The organism is Pseudomonas sichuanensis (assembly GCF_003231305.1).
Lineage (GTDB): Bacteria > Pseudomonadota > Gammaproteobacteria > Pseudomonadales > Pseudomonadaceae > Aquipseudomonas > Aquipseudomonas sichuanensis.
In genome coordinates this window covers 1-25,332 of record NZ_QKVM01000069.1, presented here as the reverse complement: position 1 = coordinate 25,332, position 25,332 = coordinate 1, and the positions used below count along the sequence as shown (strand labels likewise).

Sequence of the window (25,332 nt, the reverse complement as noted above, 5' to 3'; positions counted from 1 at the left end):
GCTTGGCGCCGCACTGCGGCGGACCGTGAACTGCAGGGGCTTGGAGTGCTGGTTCTGGCGAAGAGGCGTCATGATGATTTCCCCAGTGGCTCGACGGTGTAGGTCACGCTTACATCGGCATCGATCGATTGCTCCGCCGTGGTTTTCCTGAAGTTGCGCTTGACGGGCGCGGTGCCCACCAGGTCGCTTCCGGCTACGGACCTGGTAACTGTCTCTGCCACGTTGTCGGTAATTGCCCAGTCGACGGTCAGGACGTCCCCGACAGCGATGCCAGGCCACCTGGGTACCTCGACGGTCACGGTGGTGCCGGTGATGTCTTCCAGGTTGAGCACGCCATCCTTGATGAGCGCGATCGACGGTGCTTCCAGTTCACCGCCCACCGGCTCGCCTACTTGCAGGGTCAGGAAGTCGGAACTGCTGGTGTCACCCCTAGCGCGCCTGACCCAGTACGAAACCTTGACCGTGCCGCCTTCGTTGGGGGCGATGTGCGTGTTCGGCACGTAGAACTCGACAGGTTTGCCGACGGTGAACTGATTGATCACGGTGTAGTCCTCGTACACACCGTCGATCGACCCTTCCCAGAGGACATGCACCTCATCCTTTACGGCCATCAGGGTGTACACGGGAACGACGACCGTGGCCTCTGCCAAGCCCGGATCCAGGGCCCCGTCCTGAGCCTCCTTGACGGTGGGCGCGACCAGTTCACCGCGCGGTTCGCCAACCAGGAACTGAGGCGTGTGCAGCGATTCGCGGCTCACCGAGTCCTGGCGCCGTGCATCGCTGTGCAGCAGGTAAAAGAGCTCCAGCTTGCCACCGTCGATCGGTGTCAGGTGTGAGTTCGCTACCGGGTAGCGGATGGCTTCCTTGCGAATCGCCTCATTGTTGCTGATGGTGTGGAAGCCCAGGTCAGGCAGGTAAGTGCCCAGGTCCGGCCGTGTGCCCAGCCACTGCAGTGAGATCGACTGCCCCATGGCCATGCTGTCATCCCATGGGATCATCACGGTGGCCTGCGGCAGCGGTGGGGTGATCACGTTGCCCACGGCTTCAAGCACATAGGGGGCGGCCAGGCGCTCTACTTCGCCGACCACGGCGACGAACAGACCCTTGGACTGCAGATCCGCCGAGCCATCCAGCTTGATGAGCCGGTAGCTGAAGATGGCCTGGGACTGCACCAGTTGCCGAACGCCGGCGTTGTTCAGGGAAATTTCAAGTACATAGTTCAGGCGCTCGACGGTTGCTGGATCGTACTCGATGGTGATTGGCTTGCCCTCGGCGGTGGTGCCGCGCAACTGCATCACGACCTGGTCGCCGATCATCCACTTTCCGCCGCTACGCGGGATGAACACTTCCGCTGTCACTGTATCGTTGCCCAGCTTGCCGAGGTCCAGGGATTCGCGTCCGGTGGCCGGGTCGTAATCGGTTTCCCGGATCATCGGCGCATCCAGTCGTGCCTCGCCCGTGTCGACAATGATGCGTGTCTCCTTGGCCCAGTCCTCGGAGCGGTTGTCCACCAGGTCGTACACCTCGAAGGTCAGTGCCAGGCTATCGGAGTCCCCGGCCTCGAAGATGGTGGCTGCTTGCACCTTGATCGGTATCTCGCTCCCCGCTTCGGCGCCAGTGACCACGTGGTGGACGAAGATCCCGCCCCAGGACAGGCGGATGTCGTCGCCTTCGGCCATGTGGGGGTAGGGTTGCACGGTGAGGGTCACGCCTGCCGCGGCCTGGGCCTTGTCGACACCGTCATCGATGATTTCCTGTGGCACGCTGAGGATCAGTTCCGAGTGTCCCGGAACATCGCCGTTCTGGTCCTGCCCCCCCGGGCGCTCGAGCTTGATGTGGATCGCTTGCGCAACGGAGTCTTCCGGTGAGCCACCGAGCCGCGTGACGCGATACTTGATCTCATGGGCACCATTTGTCAGGCGCTCGGGCTTGACGAACAGCGTGACGCGCTGGCCAACCTCGGCGGTACTGCCGATGGCCCGCTGGGTCACCAGGCTGCCATCCAGCAGGATGCCTACGCTGTCGCCAACACTCATGTTGCTCCAGGGTTTGATGAACAACTGCAAGCCATCGTGAGGGAAGTTGTCCTTGGCCGCGCCCAGGTTGATGCCCCAGGTGTCGGCTGGCAGGCGATCGTTCTCGGTATGCCCGGGGATCTCGATGTTTTCCAGGGCGAAGTTGGTGGGGATGGTGCCCAGGGGAACGATGGCGTGCTTTACCCGCAATGCGAGGGTGGTGCGGCTGAAGTGTCGATCCACCACATGCGAACCGATGACCCTGCCATCGGCCAGGATCTCGATCACGTCATCTGGGTTGAGCCCGGCATGCGGGTAGATATAAGTCGTGTCGGCGCTTGGGCCGACCTGGCCGGACAGGGGCTGGTTCATGGCTACGTCCTTCTTGGCGGTGGGCAAGTGGACGTATTCAAAGCCCCTGCACGGGGTAGTGACAACTGGCAAAAATGCTAGGCGGCGGCGGCCGTATCGTGGCGCTCTGCGTCGTTCCGTTCGCCGGCAAGCCGGCGAACGGCTGGTTCAGGACCAGCTCAGGATCGGCCAGTGATTGATCTGCGCATGCTCGCGCAACACCGCATCCGGGTTCACCACATGCGGATGATCCACCTTCAGCAACAACGGCAAGTCGTTGCGCGAATCGGAATAGAAACTCGCCCCTTCCAGGTTCTCCTGCTCCTGGTCCAGCCACTCCAGCAAACGGGTGATCTTGCCCTCGCGGTAGGTCAGCACGCCGTGGGTCTTGCCGGTGAAGACGCCGTTGACCGCCTCCAGTTCGATGGCCAGGTACTCGTCCACCCCCAGCCGCGCTGCGATCGGCCCCACCAGGTGCGTACCGCTCGCGGAAATGATCAGGATGCGGTCGCCACGCTTGCGGTGCTCGGCGATGCAGCGGCAGGCATCGCCATGGATGATCGGCTCGATCACCTCCTCGACCCACGGCTCGACCAGGTGCTCCACCTCTTCCAGGGTGCGCCCGGCGATCGGCTCCAGGCTGAAGGCCATGTAGTCCTCCATGGCCAGGTGGCCCTTGCCGTAGGCCTCCATCAGTTCATGGTCGCGTTTGAGGAACGCCTTGCCGTCGACCCAGCCCAGCCGGGCCATCTGCTCGCTCCACAGCGACGCGCAGTCGCCGTGGATCAGGGTTTCGTCCAGATCGAAAATTGCCAATGCCATGGGTTGAATCTCCTTAGGCCACTTCCCGTAGCGCCGTGGGGTCGATCGACAAGGATACACGTTGCCCGTCGGCGTGCAGGTCGGCCGCCGAGCGGTTGAGCACGTCCACCACCAGCTCAACGCCGCGCACCTGCACGCGGTAGCGGATGACATTGCCGAGCAGGCTGTGGCTGCGTACCTCGCCGTCCAGTTCGCCGTTCACGCCCAGGGTGATGGACTCCGGGCGGATCGCCAGGCGGCTGGCCACCGGGCGCTGCAGCAGGCGGCTGGCACTGTCGGCATCGAGCAGGTTGTAGTTGCCGATGAAGCCCGCGGCGAACAGGTCGACGGGCGCGGTGTAGAGGGTTTCGGCATCGCCGCTCTGGACGATGCGCCCCTGGTTCATCAGGACGATGCGGTCCGACATGGTCAGCGCCTCCTCCTGGTCGTGGGTGACGAAGATGGTGGTCAACCCCAGCTCGCGCTGGATCGCGCGGATCTGTTCGCGCAGGTGCTTGCGAATGCGCGCATCCAGCGCCGACAGCGGCTCGTCGAGCAGCAGCAGGCGCGGGCGGGTGACCAGCGAACGGGCCAGCGCCACGCGCTGGCACTGGCCGCCGGACAACTGGTGCGGGTAGCGCCCGGCAAAGCTGCCCAGCTCGACCAGGTCGAGCACTTCGCGCACCCGTGCCTGGCTTTCTTCGGCCTTGACCTTCTGCATGCGCAGGCCAAAGGCGACGTTCTGCTCCACGGTCATGTTGGGGAACAGCGCGTAGCTCTGGAACACCATGCCGATCCCGCGTTTCTGCGGGCTGAGTGGCACGATGTCGTGGCCGTCGAGCAGGATATGGCCGCTGTCCACCGGCGTCAGCCCGGCGATGCAGCGCAGCAGGGTGGACTTGCCGCAGCCCGAGGGGCCGAGCAGGGTGACGAACTCGCCGCGCTCGATCTGGCAGTCGATGTTTTCGAACACCGGGCTGCCGGCGTAGCTCTTTTGCAGTTTCTGTACGCTGACGAAGCTCATGTCAGGTCTTGTCCTTGTTCAAACGGTTGGCGACCCAGGTCAGCACCAGCACGAAGGCGAAGTAGGAGATCACCAGCGCGCTGTTGAAGTGGCCGCTGCTGTTGCGCATGTTGTTCAGGTACACCTGCAGGGTCTCGTAGCGGGTGCCCACCAGCAGGTTGGCGAACACGAACTCGCCGAACAGGAACGAGAACGACAGCAGCAACGCCACCATCAGGCCCTTGCGCAGGTTGGGCAGCACCACCAGGAACGCGGCCTGCCAGGTGCTGGCCCCCAACAGTTGGGCGGCGTCCATCAGGTCGCGCAGGTTGATCGCCTGCAAGTTGTTGGTGATGGCCCGGTACATGAACGGCAGGGCGACGGTGAAGTAGCAGCCGATCAGGATCCACGGCGTACCGACCATGGCCATCGGCCCGCTGCCGTACAGCTGCAGCAGGCCCACGGCGGATACCACCGGCGGCACCGCGAAGGGCAGCAGGATCAGCACGTTCATCAACGCGTCGAGTTTCGGGAAGTGGTAGTGCACCACGAACAGCAGCGGCAGGATCAGCACCACCGACAGCAGCAGCGCACCCACGCACACCAGCAGCGACTGGCCGAAGGCGGCGAGAAAGCGCGGCTCGCTCCACAGCGCGATGTACCACTTGAAGGTCAGGCCGCTGGGCAACAGGGTCGCCGACCAGCTGGTGGCCAGCGAGTAGAGCAGGGTGCCGGCCAGCGGCAGCAGCAGGATCAGGAACAGCAGATACACCACCAGCTTGTGGTAAAGCCCGGCGGCGGTTTTTTCAGCGCGCATGGTAGCTCCTCTTGAGCAGCCATTGATGGACCACCGTGACCAGGGTCATCAGGCCCACCAGCACCATGGCCAGGGCGCTGGCCAGGTTCGGGTCGAGGCTGATGTCGCCGGCCACCAGGCCGGCGATGCGGATCGGCAGCACGTTGAAGTTGCCGGTGGTCAGGGCGTAGACCGTGGCGTAGGCGCCCAGGGCGTTGGCCAGCAGGATGACGAAAGTGCCGAGCAGGGCAGGGGTGAGCACCGGCAGGCCGATATGCCGCCAGAACTGCCAGTGGTTGGCCCCCAGCAACGCCGCGGACTCGCGCCAGTCTTCGCGCAGGGCGTCGAAGGCCGGGTAGAGCAGCAGCACCCCCAGCGGGATCTGGAAGTAGGTGTACACCAGGATCAGCCCGGTCTTGGAGTAGATGCTGAAGTCACCGAGCAGGCCCATCTGCTTGAGCAGCAAGGTCAGTGCGCCGTTGAAGCCCAGCAGGATGATGAAGGCGAACGCCAGCGGCACCCCGGAAAAGTTGCTGGTCATGTTGGCGAAGGCGCTGACGAAGTCGCGCAGTTTCGAATCGACCCGGCGCAGCGAGTAGGCGCCCAGGGTGGCGATGACGATGCCGAACAGGCTCGACCAGAAGCTGATTTCCAGGCTGCGTTGCAGCGCCTGCAGGTAGAACTTCGAGGCGAACACCTTGCTGAAGTTGGCCAGGCCCCAGCCGCTTTCGCTTTGCAGGCTGTTGATCGCCACCCAGGCCAGCGGGGCGATCTGGAAGACGATGAAGAACACGGCGAACGGCAGCAGGCAGAGCAGGGCCAGGTAGCGGCCACGGGGGCTTGCATTCACTTGAGCAGCTCCCGGCAGACGGTCTTGTCGTGCGCGGCACCCAACAGCTCGCAGATGGTGCCGCACAGCTCGGTTTGCAGCGGTTTGGCCGCAGGGTCCAGGCTGAAGCCGTCACCAAAGACGAACAGCGGCACCTCGCGCTCCTCGGCCAGCAGGCCATTGTGCGAGCGGTCGTTGTTCATGCCGTGGTCGGCGGTGACCAGCACCTGGTAGCCCTCTTCCAGCCAGCGCGGCAGGTAGTCGGCCAGCAGGATGTCGGCGCTGCGCGCGGCGTTGCGGTACTGGCTGCTGTCCAGGCCATGGCGGTGGCCGGCGTCGTCGATGTTCATCGGGTGCACCAGCAGGAAATTCGGTGCATGGCGCCGGCGCAGGTATTCGGCGTCGGCCAGCAGGTGCGAATCGGGGTAGTGGTCGGCGTAGTAGAACAGGCCGTGCTGGATCGGCAGCTTGGGCGCGTGGGTGTGGCGGTCGCGCAGCGGGTCGAACGGCGAGCGGTTGTACAGCTCGCTCATCCAGTGGTAGGCCGCCGCCGCAGTGCCCAGCCCCGCCTCGCGGGCGTAGTGGAACACGCTGCGCTGGTTGGACAGGCGGTTGACGTTGTTGTGCACGATGCCGCTGTCGATCGGCGGCACGCCGGTGAGGATGCATTCGTAGAGCGGTCGCGACAGCGATGGCAGCTCGCACTCCACGCGGTACAGGGCGGCGCGGTCGGCCTCGACGTAGGCGTGCAGGTGGCCCATGGCGTGGTGGGCGACCTGATGGTTGAGGCCGTCGAGCAGGACCAGGATGACGTTGTGTTGCATGTTGGCTCCCAAGGGATACAGGGCCTCGTGGGAGCGGGCTTGCCCCGCGATGCGCTCGCTCAGGCTACGGTGCCGTCGCGGCTGACGCTATCGCGGGGCAAGCCCGCTCCTACAGGTTTGACAGCGCTTATTCCATCTCGATGATCACCTGCTCCTGCCACTTCTGCGGCAGGGCCTTGGAGGTCGCTTCCCAGGCCGCGGCGTCCTTGATCGGCTGGACGGCCTTGTACTGCTCGTTGGGCAGCAGCTTGGCCTGTACCTCAGCCGGCAGCTTCAGGTGCTCGGCACGGATCGGCCGGGCGTGACCCTTGGCCAGGTTGATCTGCCCGGCATCGCTGAAGATGTACTCACGCGTCAGCTTGGCCGCGTTCGGGTGCTTGGCGTACTTGTTGATGATGGTGGTGTAGCCGGAAATCACCGAGCCATCGGACGGGATCAGCACGTCGAAGCGCTTGGGGTCGATCTGCTCGCGGTAGCTCAGGCCGTTGAAGTCCCATACCACGCCGACTTCGATCTCGCCCTTCTCGATGGTCTGGATCGTCGGGTTGGCCAGCGACAGGCGCTTCTGCTGGGCCAGCTTGGTGAACAGCTGCAGGCCCGGCTCGATGTTCTTCTCGTCGCCCTTGTAGGCGATGGCGGCGGCCAGCACGCCGTTGGCGGCCTGGGCGGCGGTGCCGACGTCACCGATGGCGACCTTGTACTTGCCCTTTTCCAGGTCGTGCCAGCTGGTGGGGCGCTCGCCTTCCTTGACCAGGTCCTTGTTGATGATGAAGGCGATGGTGCCGGTATAGGCCAGCGCCCAGTGGCCGTCCTGGTCCTTGGCCCAGGCCGGCACCTGCTCCCAGGTGCTTGGCTTGTAGGGCTGGGTCACGCCCTTGGTCACTGCGATCGGGCCGAAGGCGGCGCCCACGTCGCCGATGTCGGCGCTGGCGTTGTCCTTCTCGGCGTCGAACTTGGCCACTTCCTGGGCCGAACTCATGTCGGTGTCGCTGTGCTTGAGGCCGTATTTGCTCGCCAGGTCTTCCCAGGTGCCTTTCCAGTTGGCCCAGGCATCGGGCATGCCCACGCTGTTGACCGTGCCTTCCTTGCGGGCGGCATCTTCCAGGGCCTTGAGGTCTTCGGCCATGGCCGTGGTGCAGAACGCGATGGCCGAACCGAGCAGTGACGCCATGAACAACTTTTTCATCCGAAGCTCCTTGGGTGGGTGCCTTGCAATCGTTGTTATGTGATGAAGCGGTGCCTGCCAACCGTTGGTCTAGGTCAGCAAACCTTGAGCCAAGGTAGGCCGGTTGCGTGACAGTTTGATGTAAGGGACGGGCCGCTGTAGTGCGCCACAAGCCCTGGCAATACAGCGTAGACCAGATCGAAAGCCTTGATTCACGGGGGCTGGCCCGGATCTGGCAAGCCCCGGTAAACGCCTTTGTCACAGGATGTTCATCAGCCGTGACTAGGCTTGCACTACGCTCCATATGCCCTGTTCTGGGGCTGGACTAGTCCAGATAGGTAACCTTTGATGCAAGCGACGCCACCGCGTGCGGTAACAGCCATCTGCCATGCCCTGCAGGAGCAGATCGAACATGGCCTGCTGGCGCCGGGCGGCAAGCTGCCGGCCGAGCGCAAGCTCAGCGAGGTGTTCGACACCACGCGCATCACCCTGCGCGAGGCACTGGTGCAGCTTGAGGCCCAGGGGCTGATCTACCGCGAAGAGCGGCGTGGCTGGTTCGTTGCACCCCAGCGGCTGACCTATGACCTGATCGAGCGTAGCCACTTCCATGCAATGGTGCGGGACCAGGGGCGGCTGCCCAGCACCGAGCTGTTGTCGGCGCGGCTGCAACCGGCCCCGGCGGCCATCTGCGCGCGCTTGCGCCTGCCGGCGTTGTCCAGCGTGGTGCGTATCTGTCGTTTGCGGCGCATCGACGGGCGGGCGGTGCTGTATGCCGAGCATTACCTCAACCCGAGGTACTTCCCTGGGATTCTCGAACAGGACCTGGCGCAGTCGCTGACCGAGATTTATGGCCGGGAATACGGCATTCAGTACGGCCAGGTATGTTTCGAGATCCTGCCGACCGCCTTGCCGGTGGAGGCCGCCAGTGCGCTGAAAGTGTCAGCGGGCAGCCCAGGGCTGCATATCACCCGGGTCAACAGCGATCAGCGTGGGCATCTGATCGATTGCGACCTGGAGTATTGGCGGCATGATGCGATCCGCATTCGCGCCGAGGCGGGATAAAGTGAACATCGCGGGGCAAGTCGCATCGGCGCACCGCCGCTCCCACGTAGTGGATTGCCCCCAAGGGTTGGGTTGGTGTCCAACTTCTTGGGGCAGTCCACAGTGGTGAGCATGACGGCAGCGTGGGACCGGCCTTGCCCCGCGAAGCGATCTAGCTGGTAACGTTGTTTTCAGCCATTGCCCCACCCCCGGCCGTCACCACCTGCACCGACAACCGCGGCGTCGCCAGGTCCAGCCCCGCTTCGTCCAACTGGCGCTTCAACGCCAGGTTGAACGCCCGCGACACTTCCCACTGCTTGATCGGCGCGGTCTTGAAGCGTGCCCGCAAGATCGCCGAACCCGACTCGAAACTCTCTACCCCCTGCAGCTCCAGCGGCGACCAGATGTTGCGGCGCATCAACGGGTCGCTGCGCAGCTTCTGGCCGACTTCGCGGACCAAGGTGATGGCCTGGTCGATGTTCATGTTGTGGGGGATCGCCACCCGGAAGATGGCGTAGCCGAACTCGCGCGAGTAGTTCTTGATGCTCTTGATCTCGCTGAACGGGATGGTATGCACGATGCCGTCGATGTCGCGCAGGCGCACGGTGCGGATGGTCAGGCCTTCCACGGTGCCGAGGTGGCCGCCGACGTCCACATAGTCATCGATGGCCAGCGAATCCTCGATGATGATGAACAGCCCGGTGATCAGGTCGGCCACCAGCGACTGGGCGCCGAAACCGATGGCCAGGCCGATGACCCCGGCACCGGCCAGCAGCGGCGTGACGTTCATGCCCATGTTGGCCAGGGCGACGATCACCGCGATGATGAAGATCGCCACGAACATCACGTTGCGGATCAGCGGCATCATGGTCTGTGCGCGGGCGTTGGCCTGGCCCCGGCGCGAGCGCACCAGAGAGTGGTGCACGGCGGTGTCGGCAAGGATCCACACCAGCCAGGCGACGATCAGGGTGCCTGCCAGGCCCAGCAGGCGCAGGCTGATCTCGTGGCCGTCGCCTTCGGCGAAGTCGATCATCGACAGGCCCCACACGCGCAACCCCAACTCGATGAAGGCCAGCCAGATGAGCAGGTGCACCAGGGCATAGCCGAAGTTGCGCAACCGTTCGGTATACACCGCCTGGCGTTTGTTGGCGCGTTTGGGGTTGGCCGCGTGGCGGCGCACCAGGCCGTTGAGCACCATGCACACCACCACCAGCACCGTGCACATCAGCGATTGGCGCAGGGCGGTGCTGGTGTCGCCGGCGGACACGAAGGTGGCGAACAGCGAGACCGCTACCAGCAGCAGCGCCGGGATGAACCAGTAACTGCCGAGGATCTCGATGGTGTCGCTGAGGGTGCGTCGGGTCAGGCGCCGGCTCAGCGGCTGGTTGCGGATCAGGTGGGCGATCGGGCGCCGGAAGCGCAGGATGAACAGCCCGGTGCACAACGCGGCGAAGACGTTGGCCAGGGTGGCCAGGGCATGGGCCAGATGGCTGCCCAGGGCGGTAGTCAGGCGTGGGTCGCTCATCGCCTCGCCGAACGCGGCGAAACTGCCGATCAGCCACAGCGGGCGGAACGCCTGGTGGCGCAGGATGTGCAGGGCGCGGTGGCGGTGCGGGCCGTCGAGCAGCGAGAAGGCGATCACGCAGATCGCCGAGAACAGCGTGCCGACCACCAGCGCATACGCCAGCACCATGGCCAGGGATTTGCCCAGCGACGGTGGCAGGGCGAAGCTCAGGTAGACGGTGAACACCAGCGCCACCAGCCACGGCCCGAGCTTGCGCAGGGCAAAGCGTACCAGGTCCCAGGTGCGTGGGTGCTGGGGCAGTTCCTCGGTAAGGCCGAAGCGCACCCGCACCCGGTGGCCGATCCAGTTGAAGGCGTAGGCCAGCAGGCTCCATACGGCAATGACCGCCGCGAAACCGAAGAGAATGGCCGGCCATTGGTGCACCGGCACCATCAGCGCGATGAGTTCATCCTGGGCCTGGCTGATTTCCTGCGCCCAGCGGTTGAACGGGCTGGCGTCACCGCTGAACTGTTTTTCGAAGTCATGCAGGGCGCCGCCGATCAGGCCGAGCACGCCTTGTTCGACGGTGGGCTGCGATTGTTTGCTGGCGTCGCGCAGCTTTTTCAGGTCGGCCAACAGCTTGGCGCGCTGCTGGTCGTTTTCCAGGTTCTTGATCACCTCGTCCAGCGACTTGCCCAGCGGCTCCGTGGCCTCGGGCTGGGCGGGCGTGCTGGAGCCAAGCAGGCTCGGCAGGCCGGCGGCCTGCACCGGGGCGACGAACAGAAGAAACAGCAGGAACAGGCAACGCAGGAGGGCAGGCACCGGGAAATCTACCTCAGGTCAAACGATTGACCGAGTGTAGAGGTTTATGTGGGCAGTTTCTCCAGGATCTTCCAGCAGGTGAGGCCGAAGATGCCCAAGGTGCCGATCCACATCATCAGCACGCCGATATTGCGCTCGCGCAGGCTGAAGCCGATGGTCAGCAGCATGAGAAACCCGAATACCGGGATGAACAGCGACAGGAACGGGGACATGGTGCGGCAATCCTTGTGCTTGATGGGCCATGTACCAAGCATAGCGCTTTGCCAGCGAGGTGGATTGACCGGGGGCAGGTGGTGGACCCTGTCGCGGGGCAAGCCCGCTCCCACGCTACTGGACACTACTCCAATTCCAGGGGCAGTCCATGTCGTGGGAGCGGGCTTGCCCCGCGATTAGGCCGGGACAGGCTCAGGGCAGTTCGCGGCTGCGGTAGAAGGCAGTGAGCACCTTCACCAGGTGCGCCAGGTCATGGCTGCCGCACAGCTCGCGGATCGAGTGCATGGCGAAGGTCGGCAGGCCTATGTCGACCGTGCGCACGCCCAGGTTGCCGGCGGTGATCGGGCCGATGGTCGAGCCGCAGCCCATGTCGCTGCGTACCACGAAGCTTTGCACCGGCACTTCCTCGGCCATGCACAGGTGGCGGAAGAACCCGGCGGTTTCGCTGTTGGTGGCGTAGCGCTGGTTGTTGTTGACCTTGATCACCGGGCCTGCGTTGAGCTTGGGGCCGTGGTTGCCGTCGTGCTTGTCGGCGTAGTTTGGGTGCACGCCGTGGGCGTTGTCGGCCGAGATCATCAGCGAGCGCTGCACGGTGCGTACGTAGGCGTCACCTTCGGGCAACAGGCGCTGCAGGGTCTGTTCGAGCATCGGGCCGTCGGCGCCGCAGGCCGAACAGGAGCCGACTTCTTCGTGGTCGTTGCACACCAGCAGGCAGGTTTCATCGCTGTCGGCGCCAAGCAACGCCTGCAGGCCGGCGTAGCACGACAGCAGGTTGTCCAGGCGGGCGCCGGCGATGAAATCGCCGTTCAGGCCGATCAGGGCCGCGTCCTGGGTGTCGTAGAAGCTCAACTCGTAATCGAGCACCACGTCGGCGTTGAGGTCGTGCTCGCGGGCCAGTTGCTCGGTAAGCAGCGCGCGGAAGTCGATGCGCTCGTCGCCCGCCACCTGGGCCAGGATCGGCGGCAGTTCGGTCTGCGGGTTGATCATCCAGCCTTCGTTGGCGGTGCGGTTGAGGTGGATCGCCAGGTTGGGGATCACCGCGATCGGCAGCTTGAAGTCGATCAGCTGGCTTTCGACCTTGCCGTCGCGGCGGAAGGTGACCCGCCCGGCCAGCGACAGGTCGCGGTCGAACCACGGGGCGAGCAGGGCGCCGCCGTAGACTTCGACGCCCAGCTGCAAGAAGCCCTGGCGCTGCAGTTCGGGCTGCGGCTTGACCCGCAGGCACGGGCTGTCGGTGTGGGCGCCGACCATGCGGATGCCGCTCATCAGCGGCGAGTGCTTGCCGAGCTTGATGGCGATGATCGAGGAGTCGTTGCGGGTCAGGTAGTAGCGCCCGCCAGGCACCGTGGCCCAGCTGTCGCGTTCGTCCAGGTGCTGGAAGCCCGCGGCTTCGAGGCGCTGCACTAGGCTTGCGGTGGCATGGAAGGGCGTCGGGGAGGCCTTGAGGAATTCAATCAGGCCGGCGTTCAGGGCATCGCGCATAAGTCACTCCAGACAGCAGTGGCGCGAGTTTAGCGTAATTGCTCGACAAATTGTGTCGGCCCTTTCGCGGGTAAACCCGCTCCCACAGGGTTCGTGATGATCCTGTGGGAGCGGGTTTACCCGCGAAAGGGCCGGTGCAGCCACAAAACTCTAGAACGGCGCCGGGCACTCGAACTTCAACCGCTGCCCGGACACCGGGTGGGTAAAGCTCAGCATCGAGGCATGCAGGCACAGCCGCTCATGGGCGGCCAGCGCTTGCGGGTTGGCATACAGGCGGTCCCCCAGCAGCGGATGGCCGATCGACAGCATGTGCACGCGCAACTGGTGCGAGCGCCCGGTGATCGGCGTCAGCTCGACCCGGCAATGGTCGCCGCAGCGTTCGACGATGCGCCAGAAGGTCAGGGCGTGCTTGCCTTGCTCATGGTCGACCACGTGGCGCGGCTTGGTCGGTGGGTCGTAGCGCAGCGGCAGGTCGATGCTGCCGCTGTCCAGCTGCGGTTGGCCCCAGCACAGCGCGGTGTAGGCCTTTTCCGTCTCGCGGTCGTGGAACTGGCGCGACAGTTCGCGGTGGCTGTCGGCGTCACGGGCCAGCAGGATGATCCCCGAGGTCTCCCAGTCCAGGCGGTGGACGATCAGCGCGTCGGGGTAGCCGTTTTCCTGCAGGCGGGTGATCAGGCAGTCCTTGTTGTCATCGGCACGGCCCGGCACCGACAGCAGCAGGGTCGGCTTGTTGATCACCAGGATGGCGGCGTCTTCGTGAAGGATCTGGATGTTCGACAGCGGCATGTTCGGGCGTTCTCTGCAAAGCATTGTGGGAGCGGGCTTGCCCCGCGATAGCGTCAGATGGCCATCGCGGGGCAAGCCCGCTCCCACACGGTATACCTGGGGCTGCTGAAAACTCAGCGATCAGGCAGGGTGATGTTCAGTTCCAGAATCGAGCAGCTGCCCTGGTTTTCCAGTTCGATCTGCACGTCGTCATTGCCGATGTTGACGTACTTGCGGATCACCTCGACCAGTTCCTTCTGCAGGGCAGGCAGGTAGTCCGGGGTGCTGCGCTGGCCACGCTCGTGCGCCACGATGATCTGTAGACGCTCTTTCGCTACCGACGCGCTGCTCTGTTTCTGTCTGCCACGAAAGAAGTCAAAAAGGTTCATGGTTTACTTGCCTCCAAACAGGCGTGCGAAGAATCCTTGCTTCGGCACTTCGATGAACCGCAGTGGCTTGGGCTTGCCCAGCAGGCGGTCGACGGTGTCACTGTACGCCTGGCCTGCATCGCTCTGGTCATCGAGGATGACCGGGATGCCCTGGTTGGACGCCTTGAGCACTGCCTGGGATTCGGGAATGACACCCAGCAGCTCGACCGAGAGGATTTCCTTGACGTCTTCGACGCCCAGCATCTCACCTTTCTCGACACGCTCGGGGTGGTAGCGGGTAATCAGCAGGTGTTCCTTGATCGGGTCGTCGCCTTGTTCCGCGCGGCGCGACTTGCTCGACAGCAGGCCGATCATGCGGTCGGAGTCGCGTACCGAGGAGACTTCCGGGTTGGTCACGACGATGGCTTCGTCGGCGAAGTACATCGCCAGGTGCGCACCTTTTTCGATACCGGCCGGCGAGTCGCAGACGACGAACTCGAACTGCTCCTTGAGCTCCATCAGCACCTTTTCCACGCCTTCCTTGGTCAGCGCGTCCTTGTCGCGGGTCTGGCTGGCGGCCAGCACGTACAGGTTCTCGAGGCGCTTGTCCTTGATCAGGGCCTGCTGCAGGTTGGCTTCGCCGTTGACCACGTTGACGAAGTCGTACACCACGCGGCGTTCGCAGCCCATGATCAGGTCGAGGTTACGCAGGCCGACGTCGAAGTCGACGATGACAGTCTTGTGCCCACGCAGTGCGAGGCCGGTACCGATAGCGGCGCTGGTGGTGGTCTTGCCCACACCCCCCTTGCCGGAAGTAACCACGAGAATCTTGGCCAAGGTGTTTCACCCCTAAATGATCGGGACACGCGTCCCTGCAAATACAAAAAAACGGCAACGGTAAAAAGTTGCGCTAAAAATGCCGGCAAGTATCCGTTAAAGACGGGTGATGTTCAACACGTCACCGGACAGGCTGACCTGCACGCCCGAGCCCCACAGCGGGTCGCGGCGCAGGTCTTCGCACACTTTGTACTGGCCGGCGATGGAGACCATTTCCGCGGTCATCTGCTGGCAGAAGATGCGCGCCTTGGTATTGCCCTTGATCCCCGCCAGGGCCCGGCCACGCATGGCGCCGTACACATGGATGTTGCCATCGGCAAGAAGTTCCGCGCCCGGGCTGACGGAGCCGGTGACCACCAGGTCGCCGCCCTGGGCATAGATCTGCTGGCCGCCGCGCACCGTGGTGGTGATGATGCGCGTCGGGCGCACTTCGGGTTCGGCTGGCGCCGGTGGCGGTGCAGGTTCCGGCGCTTTCACCTCCGGCTCCGGTTCCAGCGGGCGCTCGCGGGCACCGGAAGGCGGCAGCACCGGCAGGTCGATGGCGATCGCCGCGGCGATGTCCTCGATGCGGTTGGCGCGGATCGCCAGGGTGCGCAGGCCATGATGGCGGCAGACGCGCATCAGCCCGGGCAGGTCGATGGCGCCCTCGTCAGGGGGCAGCTTGTCCAGCGCCAGCACCAGCGGCGTGTTGCTGAAGAAGTTCGGCGCCTGCGCCACCTTCGCTGCCAGCTGGCGGTCGAGGGATTCGAGGTCGTTGCGCGCCAGTTCCAGCACGGTGATGGCAAGCATGCTGCCCTTGAGCTGGAACACGGGGGCGTTGTCGGGTGTCTGGTTAGGGCTCATGGTCTGCATAGACGGCTTGTTGCGAAAAAAGTGCCCTGACTTATAGCGATAAGACCGATTGCCCGCAACCGATGTAGAATGCCCGGCCCTTGTCTTGCCGGAAGCTTCAATGGAACGCCCGCGTTTTCGCCGCCTATTCCTCCACCCGCGTTACTGGGCCCTGTGGCTTGGCCTGGGCCTGTTGTGGCTGGTCGCCCAGTTGCCCTACCGCGCCCTGCTCGGGCTCGGCCGTGCCCTCGGCGCGCTGATGTACCGGGCGGCCGGCGAGCGCCGGCGCATTGCCGCGCGCAACCTCGAATTGTGCTTCCCCGAGCTTTCCAGCGACGAACGGCAGCGGCTGCTCAAGGAAAATTTCGCCTCCACCGGCATCGCCTTCTTCGAAATGGCCATGAGCTGGTGGTGGCCACAGGCCCGCCTGGCCCGCCTGGCGCACATCGAAGGCATCGAACACCTGCAGGCTGCCCAGCGTGACGGGGAGGGTGCGATCCTCATGGCCGTGCACTTCACCACCCTGGAAATCGGCGCTGCGCTGCTGGGCCAGGTCCACACCATCGACGGCATGTACCGCGAGCATGGCAACCCGGTGTTCGACTTCATCCAGCGCCGTGGCCGCGAGCGCCACAACCTCGATTCGCTGGCGGTGGAGCGCGACGATGTGCGCGGCATGCTCAAGCTGCTGCGCAAGGGCCGGGCGATCTGGTATGCGCCCGACCAGGACTACGGCATGAAGCAGAGCATCTTCGTGCCGCTGTTCGGCATCCCGGCCGCCACCGTTACCGCCACCAGCAAGTTCGCCCGCCTGGGCAAGGCCCGGGTGATCCCCTTCACCCAGAAGCGCCTGGAAGATGGCAGCGGCTACCGCCTGGTGGTGCACCCGCCGCTCGAAGGTTTCCCGGGGGAGACCGAAGAGGCTGACTGCCTGCGCATCAACCAGTGGGTCGAAGGCGTGCTGCGCGAGTGCCCGGAGCAATACCTGTGGGCGCACAGGCGGTTCAAGTCGCGGCCTGAAGGCGAGCCGCGGCTGTACGACAAGAAAAAGCGCTGAGTGTTGTGATTGCAGAGCCGGCCTCTTCGCGGGTAAATCGCATCGGCGCACCGCCGCTCCCACAGGTGCGGCGGCGGTCTTAGGATACACATACCCCCTGTGGGAGCGGGTTTACCCGCGAAGAGGCCAGACCTGTCAACCATGATCCAGGAAGGAAGCATGTCCCCAACCACCGGCCTGATCCTCTCCGGCGGCGGCGCCCGCGCCGCCTACCAGGTCGGCGTGCTCGCCGGCATCGCCGAACTGCTGCCGCCCGGCGCGGCCAACCCGTTCCCGGTGATCGTCGGCACTTCCGCCGGTGCCATCAACGCGGTCAAGCTGGCCAGCGGCGCCACTCGCTTCGCCGAATCGGTGCAGCACCTGACCGCGTTCTGGCAGAACTTTCAAAGCCATCTGGTACTGCGCAGCGACTGGCCCGGGGTGATCCGCCAGGCCACTCGCTTCGTTGGCCACAGCCTGCTGGGGCTGGGCGGCCAGGTGCCGGTGGCACTGCTCGACAGCCGCCCGCTGCGCAAACTGCTGCACCAGCACCTGGACCTGGACGGCATTGCCCATTCACTGGCCGCCAACCAGCTGCGCGCCATCGCCGTGACCGCCTTCGGTTACGAGTCCGGCCAGGCGGTGACCTTCTATCAGGGGCGCGACACCATCGAGCCCTGGCTGCGCCACCGGCGCATCGGCATGCCCACGCCGCTGACCATCGACCATCTGTTGGCCAGCTCGGCCATCCCGCTGCTGTTCGCCCCGGTGCGGCTCGGCGAGGAGTTTTTTGGCGACGGCGCGGTACGCCAGTCGGCACCGATCAGCCCGGCCCTGCACCTGGGGGCCAGCCGCGTGCTGGTGGTGGGTGTCAGTGGCAACCCACAGCGCCCGGCGCCGCCGCTGCCCACCCAGCGGGTGTTCAGCGGCCAGCAGCCGAGCCTGGCGCAGATCGGCGGGCACATGCTCAACAGCACCTTCATCGACAGCCTCGAAGACGACATCGAGCTGCTGCAACGCCTCAACCACCTCAGCCACATGTTGCCGGCGCACCTCGATGCACGGCGCCTGGGGCTGGCGCCGATCGAGGTGCTGGTGGTGGCGCCAAGCCAGCCGCTGGACGAGATCGCCGCGCGGCATCGGCGCGAATTGCCGGCGGCGCTGCGGCTGTTCCTGCGCGGGCCGGGGGCGACCAAGACCAGCGGGGCGGGGGTGCTCAGCTACCTGCTGTTCGAGGCGAGCTATTGCAGCGAGCTGATCGAGCTGGGGCGCAAGGATGCCTTGGCCAAGAAGCGCGAGTTGTGCCAGTTTCTGGGGATCTGATAAAGCATCGCGGGGCAAGTCGCAGCGGCGCGATGATGCTTACTCGGCGATCTGCAACTTGCGCGCCTGGGTGTACACGTACCGCAGCTTTTCATACTCGAACGGCGAGTTGGTCTGGCCATAGCTGAAGTTGGTGCTGTTGCGCTTGTCGATGGCCCGCATCAGCGTGATTTCCGGATGCTCCTCGGCGGTTTCCGGCACGTCCAGGTAATTGACCGCCTGCTCGCCCACGTAATCCACCACCAGCCCGGTGGTGTCGCGCAGGTTCGACGGCCCCAGGATCGGCAGCATGATGTACGGCCCTTCCGGGACGCCATAGAAGCCAAGCGTCTGGCCAAAGTCCTCGCTCTGGCGCGGCAGCCCCATGCTGGTCGCCGGGTCCCACAGTCCGCCGACACCAAGGAGGGTGTTGAACATCAGCCGTGCGGTGATTTGCGCCGAGCGCTTGGCCTTGAGCTGGAACACGCTGTTGAACAGGTTTGGCACATCGCCCAGGTTGTTGAAGAAGTTGTTCACCCCGGTGCGCACGAAGCTCGGGGTGATGTAGCGGTAGCCATCGACCACCGGCAGGAATACCCACTGATCGAAGCGGTAGTTGAAGTGGTAGATGCGCCGGTTCATCGCTTCCAGCGGGTCATAGATGTTCAACGCCGCCAGGGTCGAGCGCTCGAACTCGCGCTGGTCCAGGCCCGGGTTGAACTTGAGTTCGCGCAGCGGATCGATGAACCCATCGGGTTCGGCCGTGAGGGCCGGGGCCTTGTCGGCCTCGACCACGCTGGCCCGGGGCGCGACTTCCTCGGCCAGGGCGCAGCTGCTGGCGAGCAGGGCGGTGACGAGCAGCAATCGGTTAACCACGGAAGAACTCCAGCATGGCGTCGCTGTTGACGCGGTAATTGAGGTTGCCGCAGTGGCCGCCATGGGGGTACAGGGTCAGGCGCTCGCCGAACACCCGGCGCAGGAAACCGATGTCGCCGGGGCCGAGGATCACGTCGTCGGCGTTGTGCATCACGGCGATCTTCGGGCTGTCGTGCAGGTAGTCGGCGAGGGCGTACAGGCTGACCTGGTCGATCAGTTGCAGCAGGCTGTTGCCGTCGGTGCGCGCGCGCCACATGGGGATCACCTGCTCGGTCAGGTAGCAGTCGAAGTCGCACTGCAGGGCACGCTTGAAGAACGGCGTGAGGCTGGTGGTTTCGGTGATCGGGTATTTGGGTGGAATGATCAGGCCGCGGCGGTTGATCAGGTCGGAGGTGAAGGCGATGTCGGCTGCCGAGAAGCGGAACGAGGTGCCGATCAGCATGGCCATCTGTTCGTTGGACAGGTGCTGGCGCGACTGCTGGAAGTCATACAGCAAGGCTTCGTTGAGGTCGATGTAGCCCTTGTCCTGGAAGTAGCGGGTGAGCTTTTCCAGCATCAGTTCGTAGAACGTGGTGCTCCTGTCGATGCCCTTGACCCGGGTCTGCACCAGTTTGTCCAGGTTGCTGATCGAGGTGTACAAGTTGACCGGCGGGTTGAGCAGCAGCACGCGCTTGAAGTTGAAGCTGCGCCGGGTTTCGTCCAGCTTGCTGACGAACGCTGCATCCAGCGCCCCCAGGCTGTAGCCCGTCAGGTAGTACTCGCTGACCGGCAGGCGCGGGTGCTGGGCGCGCACCGCCTGCATCACCCGGTACAGGTCCTTGGCATCTTCGGCGCTCACGCCAGGCGTGGCGAAGCGCGAGGCCGCGCTCATGAAGTCGTAGCTGGTCGGCGAGGACAGCTGCACCACGTGGTAGCCGGCCTGATAGAACAGTTTTTTCAGGTATTCGTTGATCGAGCTGAAGTAGGGCGCGCCGGTACCGGCGATCAGGAAGATCAGCGGCGCCTCGTGGTCCTGCCTGGCCAGGCGGTAGCGCAGTTTCTTCACTGACCAGAAGTTGTCCGGCAGGGTGAACTCGCGTTCCGGGCGCAGGGTGAGGCTGTAGTCGTCCTGCTTGATTTCATCGTCGCTGGGCAGCGTCGGGCGTTGCTCAGGCGGCGTGGTGGCGATGGTCGCCTCGAACGGGTTGGTCAACGGGTAGCCGTAGCTCGCGGCATCGATATCCCGCGCCGAAGCGGCTGCAGCCATGAGCAGGCCACCGAGCAGCGCGGCGAGGCGCAAAGATCGAAGCATGTAGTCCCCCAGAAAAACGCAAGGTCGTGCAGTTTGTACGCAGGCTAGGACCATGGTCGGCACGGCAAAGTTGCCTGCCGTTCATACCTTTGTCGCACCAGATGTTGTTGTCCACGGCAATGTCTGTGTTGTGCAACATAGCCGCAGCGCCATGATTTTGCCTTACATCGGCCTGTGAGCGATCATTCACGCTTTCGATTGCCGCTATTGGAGAACCGGATGTCCCGTTCGTGGCCGCTCATTGCCTTGCTGCTGTTCCTGCCCCTGTGGCTGGCCGCCAGTTATGGCGTGCGTTATGGCTTGATGGAAGCGGCCCAGTGGGTCGGCTTGTGTTCGCAGCCAGGCGAAATCTGGCAGTGCCAGGTGCGCTCGCTGCTGGGGATGGGCATTCATTTCCAGGTGATCGCCTGGAGCGCGTTGGCGCTGGCGCTGGTCGCCCAGCTGGTTTCGGGCCGCCTGGGGTGGTGGCTTGCAGTGCTGGCGCTGGTGTTCGGGCTGCCGGCGCTGGTGCTGTATACCGCGAGCATCGCGGTGTTCGCGGTGGTGCTGGCAGGCTTGCGTTTGGTCAGGTGATTACCGGCTTGGAGGGTGGCGGGCTGAAACCTCAACTCAGCACGTGATCCACAGGCTCCAATGCCGGCGGCAAAGGCTCGTGCCCCAGCGCCGCCAGCACATCGCGCTCGAGGGTGCGTACCAGCGCATCGGTCGGCAGGTCGTTTTCATCCCGGCCGAACGGGTCTTCCAGCTCGTTGCCAATGGCATCCAGGCCGAAGAAGGTGTAGCTGACGATGGTGGTGAACAGCGGCGCCAGCCAGCCCAGCGGTTCGGCCAGGGCGAACGGCAGCAGCAGGCAGAAGATATAGATGGTGCGGTGCAGCAGCAGGGTGTAGGGGAATGGCAGTGGCGTACCCTTGATCCGCTCGCAGGTGGCCTGCACCTCAGACAGGCCCGACAGGCGCTGTTCCAGGGTGGTGTAGCGGAACTCGCTGATCACCTGCTGCTGCGCCAGCCGCGAACATTGCGCACCGATGTCCTGCAGGATGCCGTTGCACAGATTGTGCGGGGTCAGCGGCGCCTGCTCGGCCAGCCAGGGACGGGCGGCCCGCAGTTCGTCCTCGTTGCGCAGCCGGGCATTCAGGGCATGGGCAAAACCGCACAGGCTGCGCAACATCGTCGAGCGCAGTTGAACATCCTCGATCACCACGCTTTCACGCACGAACGAACGCACTTCGATGATCATCCGCCCCCAGGCCTTGCGTCCTTCCCACCAACGGTCGTAGCAGGCGTTGTTGCGAAAGCTCATGAAGATCGACAGCGACAGCCCGAGCAAGGTGAACGGGGTGGCGCTGACCGGGTAGAACAACGCCGGGTAGTGCCGCTCGATGAGCACGATCAGTGCGGCCAGCAGGGTGACCATCAGGCAGCGCAACGCGATGCGCTTGACGATCGAGCCCTTGAGGGTGAACAGCACGCGCAGCAGGTCGGGGCGGGAGTGGACGATCAAGAGGGGTTCCCGAGGCGGCGGTTCAGCCGCCGGTCATGTTCATGAAACGCAGGATCTGCACCTCACCGCCCACTTCGAAGTGGTGGCGCCAGGGCTTGAGCTGCATGGCCTCGCGGATGGCCTTGTCCAGGCGGGCACTGTCGCCGGGGTGTTGGCGCAGCACCTGCTTGAGGTCCAGCGAGTGCTCGTTGCCCAGGCACAGCAGCAGGCGGCCTTCGACGGTCAGGCGCACGCGGTTGCAGGTGGCGCAGAAGTTGTGGCTGTGGGGCGAGATGAAGCCGACCCGGGTGTTCGGCGCTTCGGCCAGGCGCCAGTAGCGGGCCGGGCCTTGGGAGGATTCGGCCGATTCGATCAGGCTGAAGTGCCCGGCCAGGCGCTCGCGCACATCGTCGCTGGAGCAGTAGGACTCGCCGCGCTGGTGTTCGCTGATCACCCCCAGGGGCATTTCCTCGATGAACGAGATGTCCAGCTCGCGGTCGATGGCGAAGCGCACCAGGTCGACGATCTCGTCGTCGTTGCGGCCCTTGAGCACCACGGCGTTGAGTTTGGTGCGACGAAAACCGGCGGCGCGCGCGGCATCGATGCCGGCGATCACCTGGTGCAGGTCACCGGTGCGGGTCAGGGCGCGGAAGCGCTCGGGGTCGAGGCTGTCGAGGCTGATGTTCAGGCGCGACACGCCGGCATCGAACAGCGGCTGGGCCAGGCGGCCGAGCTGCGAGCCATTGCTGGTCAGGCACAGTTCACGCAGGCCGGGCAGGGCGGCGATACGTTCGCAGAGCCCGACGATGCCCTGGCGAACCAAGGGTTCACCGCCGGTCAGGCGGATCTTGCGGGTGCCCAGGGCGACGAAGCGTTCAGCCACCTGGTAGAGCTCTTCGAGGCTGAGGATCTGCTGGCGCGGCAGAAACTGCATGTCCTCGGCCATGCAGTAGACGCAACGGAAATCGCAACGATCGGTGACCGACATCCGCAGGTAGTCGACCTTGCGGTTGAAACCGTCGATCAGGGCCTGGGGGTTCTGTTCCACGTTGGCGCTCGAGAGGGTTGGGGCTATGCAATCCAAGCTATCGCCTGGGGCCAGACCCGTCAAATTGCTTTCCCTGACCGCTTGATCAATGGCCTCTATCAAGGGCCAGGCAGATGCGCGTACGGCATTCTCGTGGGAGCGGGCTTGCCCCGCGAAAGGTCTATTACAGACACCTGAAACCCATGATCGACACCGCCTATCACCCCGTCAGACATTTCGATTGGACGCCCCCACGCCACCCTCCATAGGCTGGAAAAAAGCAGCGGACAACGTGATCCGCCGCACCTTTACCATGCCCGCGTGAGGATTGACCGCATGAGCCAGGACGAACACATCAGGGACTACAAGGGGCCGGCCGCCGGCTGGGGCGCGCTCAAGAGCGTGACCAAGAGCTGGCTGGGCAGCGAGAACGCCTTCAAGAACCTGCGGGCCATGCTCAAGACCAACCAGAACGGCGGCTTCGACTGCCCCGGTTGCGCCTGGGGCGAGTCGCCGGAAAGCGACATGGTCAAGTTCTGCGAAAACGGCGCCAAGGCGGTCAACTGGGAAGCCACTGGCCGCTCGGTGGATCCGGCTTTCTTCGCCAAGTACAGCGTCAGCGCGCTGCTGGAGCAGACCGACTACTGGCTCGAGTACCAGGGCCGGCTGACCCACCCGATGCGCTATGACGCGGCCACCGATCACTATGTCGAAACCAGCTGGGACGAGGCCTTCGCCCTGATCGGCCAGCACCTGAACAGCCTCGAGTCGCCTGACCAGGCCGAGTTCTACACCTCGGGTCGGGCCAGCAACGAGGCGGCGTTCCTCTACCAGCTGTTCGTCCGCGCCTACGGCACCAACAACTTCCCCGACTGTTCGAATATGTGCCACGAGGCCAGCGGCGTGGGCATGTCGCAAACCCTCGGCGTGGGCAAGGGCACCGTGGTGTTCCATGACCTGGAGCTGGCCGACGCGATTTTCGTCATCGGCCAGAACCCCGGCACCAACCACCCGCGCATGCTCGAACCGCTGCGCGAGGCGGTCAAGCGCGGCGCCCAGGTGGTGTGCTTCAACCCGCTCAAGGAGCGCGGGCTGGAACGCTTCCAGCACCCGCAGCACCCGCTGGAAATGCTCAGCAACGGCTCCGAGTCCACCAGTACCGCGTACTTCCGCCCGGCGCTGGGTGGCGACATGGCGGCCATGCGTGGCATCGCCAAGTACCTGTTGCAATGGGAGCGCGAAGCGCAGCTCAATCATGAGCCAGCGGTGTTCGACCATGCCTTCATCGCCGAGCACACCAGTGGTGTCGAGGATTACCTGGCCGTGGTCGATGCCACGCCCTGGGAGCATATCGTCGAGCAGTCCGGCCTGACCAAGGCCGAGATCGAGCTGGCGGCGCGCATGTATCGCAAGGCCGAGCGGGTGATCATGTGCTGGGCCATGGGGGTGACCCAGCACCGCCACTCGGTGGCGACCGTGCAGGAAATCGTCAACCTGCAGTTGCTGCGCGGCAACGTCGGCAAGCCCGGTGCCGGCCTGTCGCCGGTACGCGGCCACAGCAACGTGCAGGGCGACCGCACCATGGGCATCGACGAAAAACCCAAGGCGCAACTGCTCGACGCCCTGGAAAAGCGCTTCCAGTTCAAGGTGCCGCGTGCCCATGGCGACAACGCCGTGCTGGCGATCAAGGCCATGGAGGAGGGGCGGGCCAAGGTGTTCGTCGCCCTGGGCGGCAACTTCGCCCAGGCCACCCCGGACACGCCACGCACCCACGCGGCGCTGCGCAACTGCGCGCTGACCGTGCAGATTTCCACCAAGCTCAACCGTTCGCACCTGGTGACCGGGCGCGACGCGCTGATCCTGCCGTGCCTGGGCCGTACCGAAATAGATAGCCAGGCAGAGGGCCCACAGGGGGTGACGGTCGAAGACACCTTCAGCATGGTGCACATCTCCCATGGCCAGCTGAAGCCGCGCTCGCCGCACCTGCGCTCGGAGCCTGCGATCGTTGCCGGCATGGCCAAGGCCACCTTGGGTAACACGCCGATCGACTGGGAATACGCGATTGCCGACTACAGCCGCATCCGCAGCATGATTGCCGATGTGATTCCGGGCTTTGCCGATTTCAACGAGCGCTTGCAGCATCCAGGCGGTTTCCACCTGGGCAACAACGCGGCAGACCGCACCTTCCGTACCGCCACCGGCAAGGCGTGCTTCACCCCGAGCCTATTGCCCGAGCAACTGGTCAATGATCAGGTGCTGGCCCGTGGCGACAAGCCCGACCTGATCCTGCAGACCCTGCGCTCCCACGATCAGTACAACACCACCTTGTACGGGCTGGATGACCGCTATCGCGGGGTGTTTGGCCTGCGCGAAGTGGTGTTCGTCAACGAGGCCGATATCCGCCGCCTGGGTTTCGAGCCGGGCGAGCAGGTGGACCTGGTGTCGCTGTGGGCGGATGGCCGCGAGCGGCGGGTGTCGGGGTTCCGCCTGGTGGCCTATGACGTGCCAGAGGGGCAGGCGGCGGCCTACTACCCGGAGACCAACCCGTTGGTGCCGTTGGAGAGCTATGGCGACGGTACTTACACGCCGACCTCGAAGTTCGTGGCGATCAAACTGGAGAAGGCCAGCGCGGGGAACCGGATCGCGGCGTCGAACACCTCTGCATGACGT

Annotated in this window: 23 protein-coding genes; 5 read left to right on the top strand and 18 right to left on the bottom strand. The window is 64.6% G+C overall.

The features are described from left to right. Positions 1-68: 68 nt before the first annotated feature. The 7 genes from DM373_RS25920 to DM373_RS25890 form a co-directional block, all read right to left on the bottom strand. Entirely contained in the window at positions 69-2,387 is a 2,319-nt protein-coding gene (locus DM373_RS25920) for a hypothetical protein (protein WP_110996269.1), read from the bottom strand. Positions 2,388-2,534: 147 nt separating this feature from the next. Then, the gene (locus DM373_RS25915) at positions 2,535-3,188 is read right to left on the bottom strand and encodes an HAD family hydrolase (protein WP_110996268.1); all 654 of its coding nucleotides are present in this window, start codon (positions 3,186-3,188) and stop codon (positions 2,535-2,537) included. A 13-nt stretch (positions 3,189-3,201) separates the two neighbouring features. Further along, positions 3,202-4,191 (bottom strand): ABC transporter ATP-binding protein, encoded by a 990-nt coding sequence (locus tag DM373_RS25910; protein ID WP_110996267.1) that lies wholly within the window; start codon positions 4,189-4,191, stop codon positions 3,202-3,204. 1 nt (position 4,192) lies between these two features. Next, entirely contained in the window at positions 4,193-4,987 is a 795-nt protein-coding gene (locus DM373_RS25905) for an ABC transporter permease (protein WP_110996266.1), read from the bottom strand. Continuing rightward, positions 4,977-5,816 carry an ABC transporter permease gene (locus tag DM373_RS25900; protein WP_110996265.1) on the bottom strand — a complete coding sequence of 280 codons (840 nt, stop codon included), beginning with the start codon at positions 5,814-5,816 and terminating at the stop codon, positions 4,977-4,979. The genes DM373_RS25905 and DM373_RS25900 overlap by 11 nt, the downstream gene beginning before the upstream one ends. Then, complete coding sequence (locus DM373_RS25895; RefSeq protein ID WP_110996264.1) at positions 5,813-6,619, bottom strand: alkaline phosphatase family protein; 807 nt, start codon at positions 6,617-6,619, stop codon at positions 5,813-5,815. Before DM373_RS25895 ends, DM373_RS25900 begins: the two co-directional genes overlap by 4 nt. Before the next feature lie 127 nt (positions 6,620-6,746). After that, positions 6,747-7,805, bottom strand: a complete 1,059-nt coding sequence (locus DM373_RS25890; RefSeq protein WP_110996263.1) for an ABC transporter substrate-binding protein — start codon at positions 7,803-7,805, stop codon at positions 6,747-6,749. 327 nt (positions 7,806-8,132) lie between these two features. Here DM373_RS25890 and DM373_RS25885 point away from each other — a divergent pair, with 327 nt between their 5' ends. Continuing rightward, the gene (locus tag DM373_RS25885) at positions 8,133-8,846 is read left to right on the top strand and encodes a UTRA domain-containing protein (protein WP_110996262.1); all 714 of its coding nucleotides are present in this window, start codon (positions 8,133-8,135) and stop codon (positions 8,844-8,846) included. Positions 8,847-8,997: 151 nt separating this feature from the next. Here the strand turns inward: DM373_RS25885 and DM373_RS25880 are convergent, their stop codons facing one another. The 7 genes from DM373_RS25880 to minC all read right to left on the bottom strand — a co-directional run bounded on the left by DM373_RS25880 (position 8,998) and on the right by minC (position 15,668). Continuing rightward, positions 8,998-11,151, bottom strand: a complete 2,154-nt coding sequence (locus DM373_RS25880; protein WP_110996261.1) for a mechanosensitive ion channel family protein — start codon at positions 11,149-11,151, stop codon at positions 8,998-9,000. A 44-nt stretch (positions 11,152-11,195) separates the two neighbouring features. Then, positions 11,196-11,363, bottom strand: coding sequence for a hypothetical protein (locus DM373_RS29020; protein WP_167409870.1), 168 nt, complete (start codon positions 11,361-11,363; stop codon positions 11,196-11,198). A gap of 193 nt (positions 11,364-11,556) precedes the next feature. After that, entirely contained in the window at positions 11,557-12,846 is a 1,290-nt protein-coding gene (locus DM373_RS25875) for a M18 family aminopeptidase (RefSeq protein WP_110996260.1), read from the bottom strand. Between the two features lie 150 nt (positions 12,847-12,996). Then, complete coding sequence (locus DM373_RS25870) at positions 12,997-13,632, bottom strand: RluA family pseudouridine synthase (protein ID WP_110996259.1); 636 nt, start codon at positions 13,630-13,632, stop codon at positions 12,997-12,999. 113 nt (positions 13,633-13,745) lie between these two features. After that, a complete protein-coding gene (gene minE / locus DM373_RS25865) occupies positions 13,746-14,000 on the bottom strand; it encodes a cell division topological specificity factor MinE (RefSeq protein ID WP_023631120.1) in 255 nt (84 codons plus the stop codon). 3 nt (positions 14,001-14,003) lie between these two features. Next, on the bottom strand, positions 14,004-14,816 hold the full coding sequence (gene minD / locus DM373_RS25860) for a septum site-determining protein MinD (RefSeq protein WP_110996258.1): 813 nt from the start codon (positions 14,814-14,816) through the stop codon (positions 14,004-14,006). A 96-nt stretch (positions 14,817-14,912) separates the two neighbouring features. After that, complete coding sequence (gene minC / locus DM373_RS25855) at positions 14,913-15,668, bottom strand: septum site-determining protein MinC (RefSeq protein ID WP_110996257.1); 756 nt, start codon at positions 15,666-15,668, stop codon at positions 14,913-14,915. A gap of 100 nt (positions 15,669-15,768) precedes the next feature. On the opposite strand from minC, the gene DM373_RS25850 reads away from it, so the two are divergent. After that, the gene (locus DM373_RS25850; protein ID WP_110996256.1) at positions 15,769-16,704 is read left to right on the top strand and encodes a lipid A biosynthesis lauroyl acyltransferase; all 936 of its coding nucleotides are present in this window, start codon (positions 15,769-15,771) and stop codon (positions 16,702-16,704) included. A 159-nt stretch (positions 16,705-16,863) separates the two neighbouring features. Continuing rightward, positions 16,864-18,006: a patatin-like phospholipase family protein gene (locus DM373_RS25845; protein WP_110996255.1), complete on the top strand. Its 1,143-nt coding sequence runs from the start codon at positions 16,864-16,866 to the stop codon at positions 18,004-18,006. 39 nt (positions 18,007-18,045) lie between these two features. Here DM373_RS25845 and DM373_RS25840 read toward each other — a convergent pair whose 3' ends face one another. After that, complete coding sequence (locus DM373_RS25840) at positions 18,046-18,861, bottom strand: MlaA family lipoprotein (RefSeq protein WP_208642832.1); 816 nt, start codon at positions 18,859-18,861, stop codon at positions 18,046-18,048. After that, the gene (locus DM373_RS25835; protein ID WP_110996253.1) at positions 18,854-20,152 is read right to left on the bottom strand and encodes an alpha/beta fold hydrolase family protein; all 1,299 of its coding nucleotides are present in this window, start codon (positions 20,150-20,152) and stop codon (positions 18,854-18,856) included. The genes DM373_RS25840 and DM373_RS25835 overlap by 8 nt, the downstream gene beginning before the upstream one ends. A 219-nt stretch (positions 20,153-20,371) precedes the next feature. Between DM373_RS25835 and DM373_RS25830 the strand changes: the two genes are divergently transcribed. Next, complete coding sequence (locus DM373_RS25830; RefSeq protein ID WP_110996252.1) at positions 20,372-20,725, top strand: hypothetical protein; 354 nt, start codon at positions 20,372-20,374, stop codon at positions 20,723-20,725. A gap of 31 nt (positions 20,726-20,756) precedes the next feature. On the opposite strand, the gene DM373_RS25825 is transcribed toward DM373_RS25830, so the two are convergent. Next, the gene (locus DM373_RS25825) at positions 20,757-21,656 is read right to left on the bottom strand and encodes a bestrophin family protein (protein WP_110996251.1); all 900 of its coding nucleotides are present in this window, start codon (positions 21,654-21,656) and stop codon (positions 20,757-20,759) included. Positions 21,657-21,678: 22 nt separating this feature from the next. After that, a complete protein-coding gene (moaA, locus tag DM373_RS25820) occupies positions 21,679-22,683 on the bottom strand; it encodes a GTP 3',8-cyclase MoaA (protein WP_110996250.1) in 1,005 nt (334 codons plus the stop codon). 315 nt (positions 22,684-22,998) lie between these two features. On the opposite strand from moaA, the gene DM373_RS25815 reads away from it, so the two are divergent. Continuing rightward, positions 22,999-25,329, top strand: a complete 2,331-nt coding sequence (locus DM373_RS25815; RefSeq protein ID WP_110996249.1) for an FdhF/YdeP family oxidoreductase — start codon at positions 22,999-23,001, stop codon at positions 25,327-25,329. Positions 25,330-25,332: the final 3 nt, after the last annotated feature.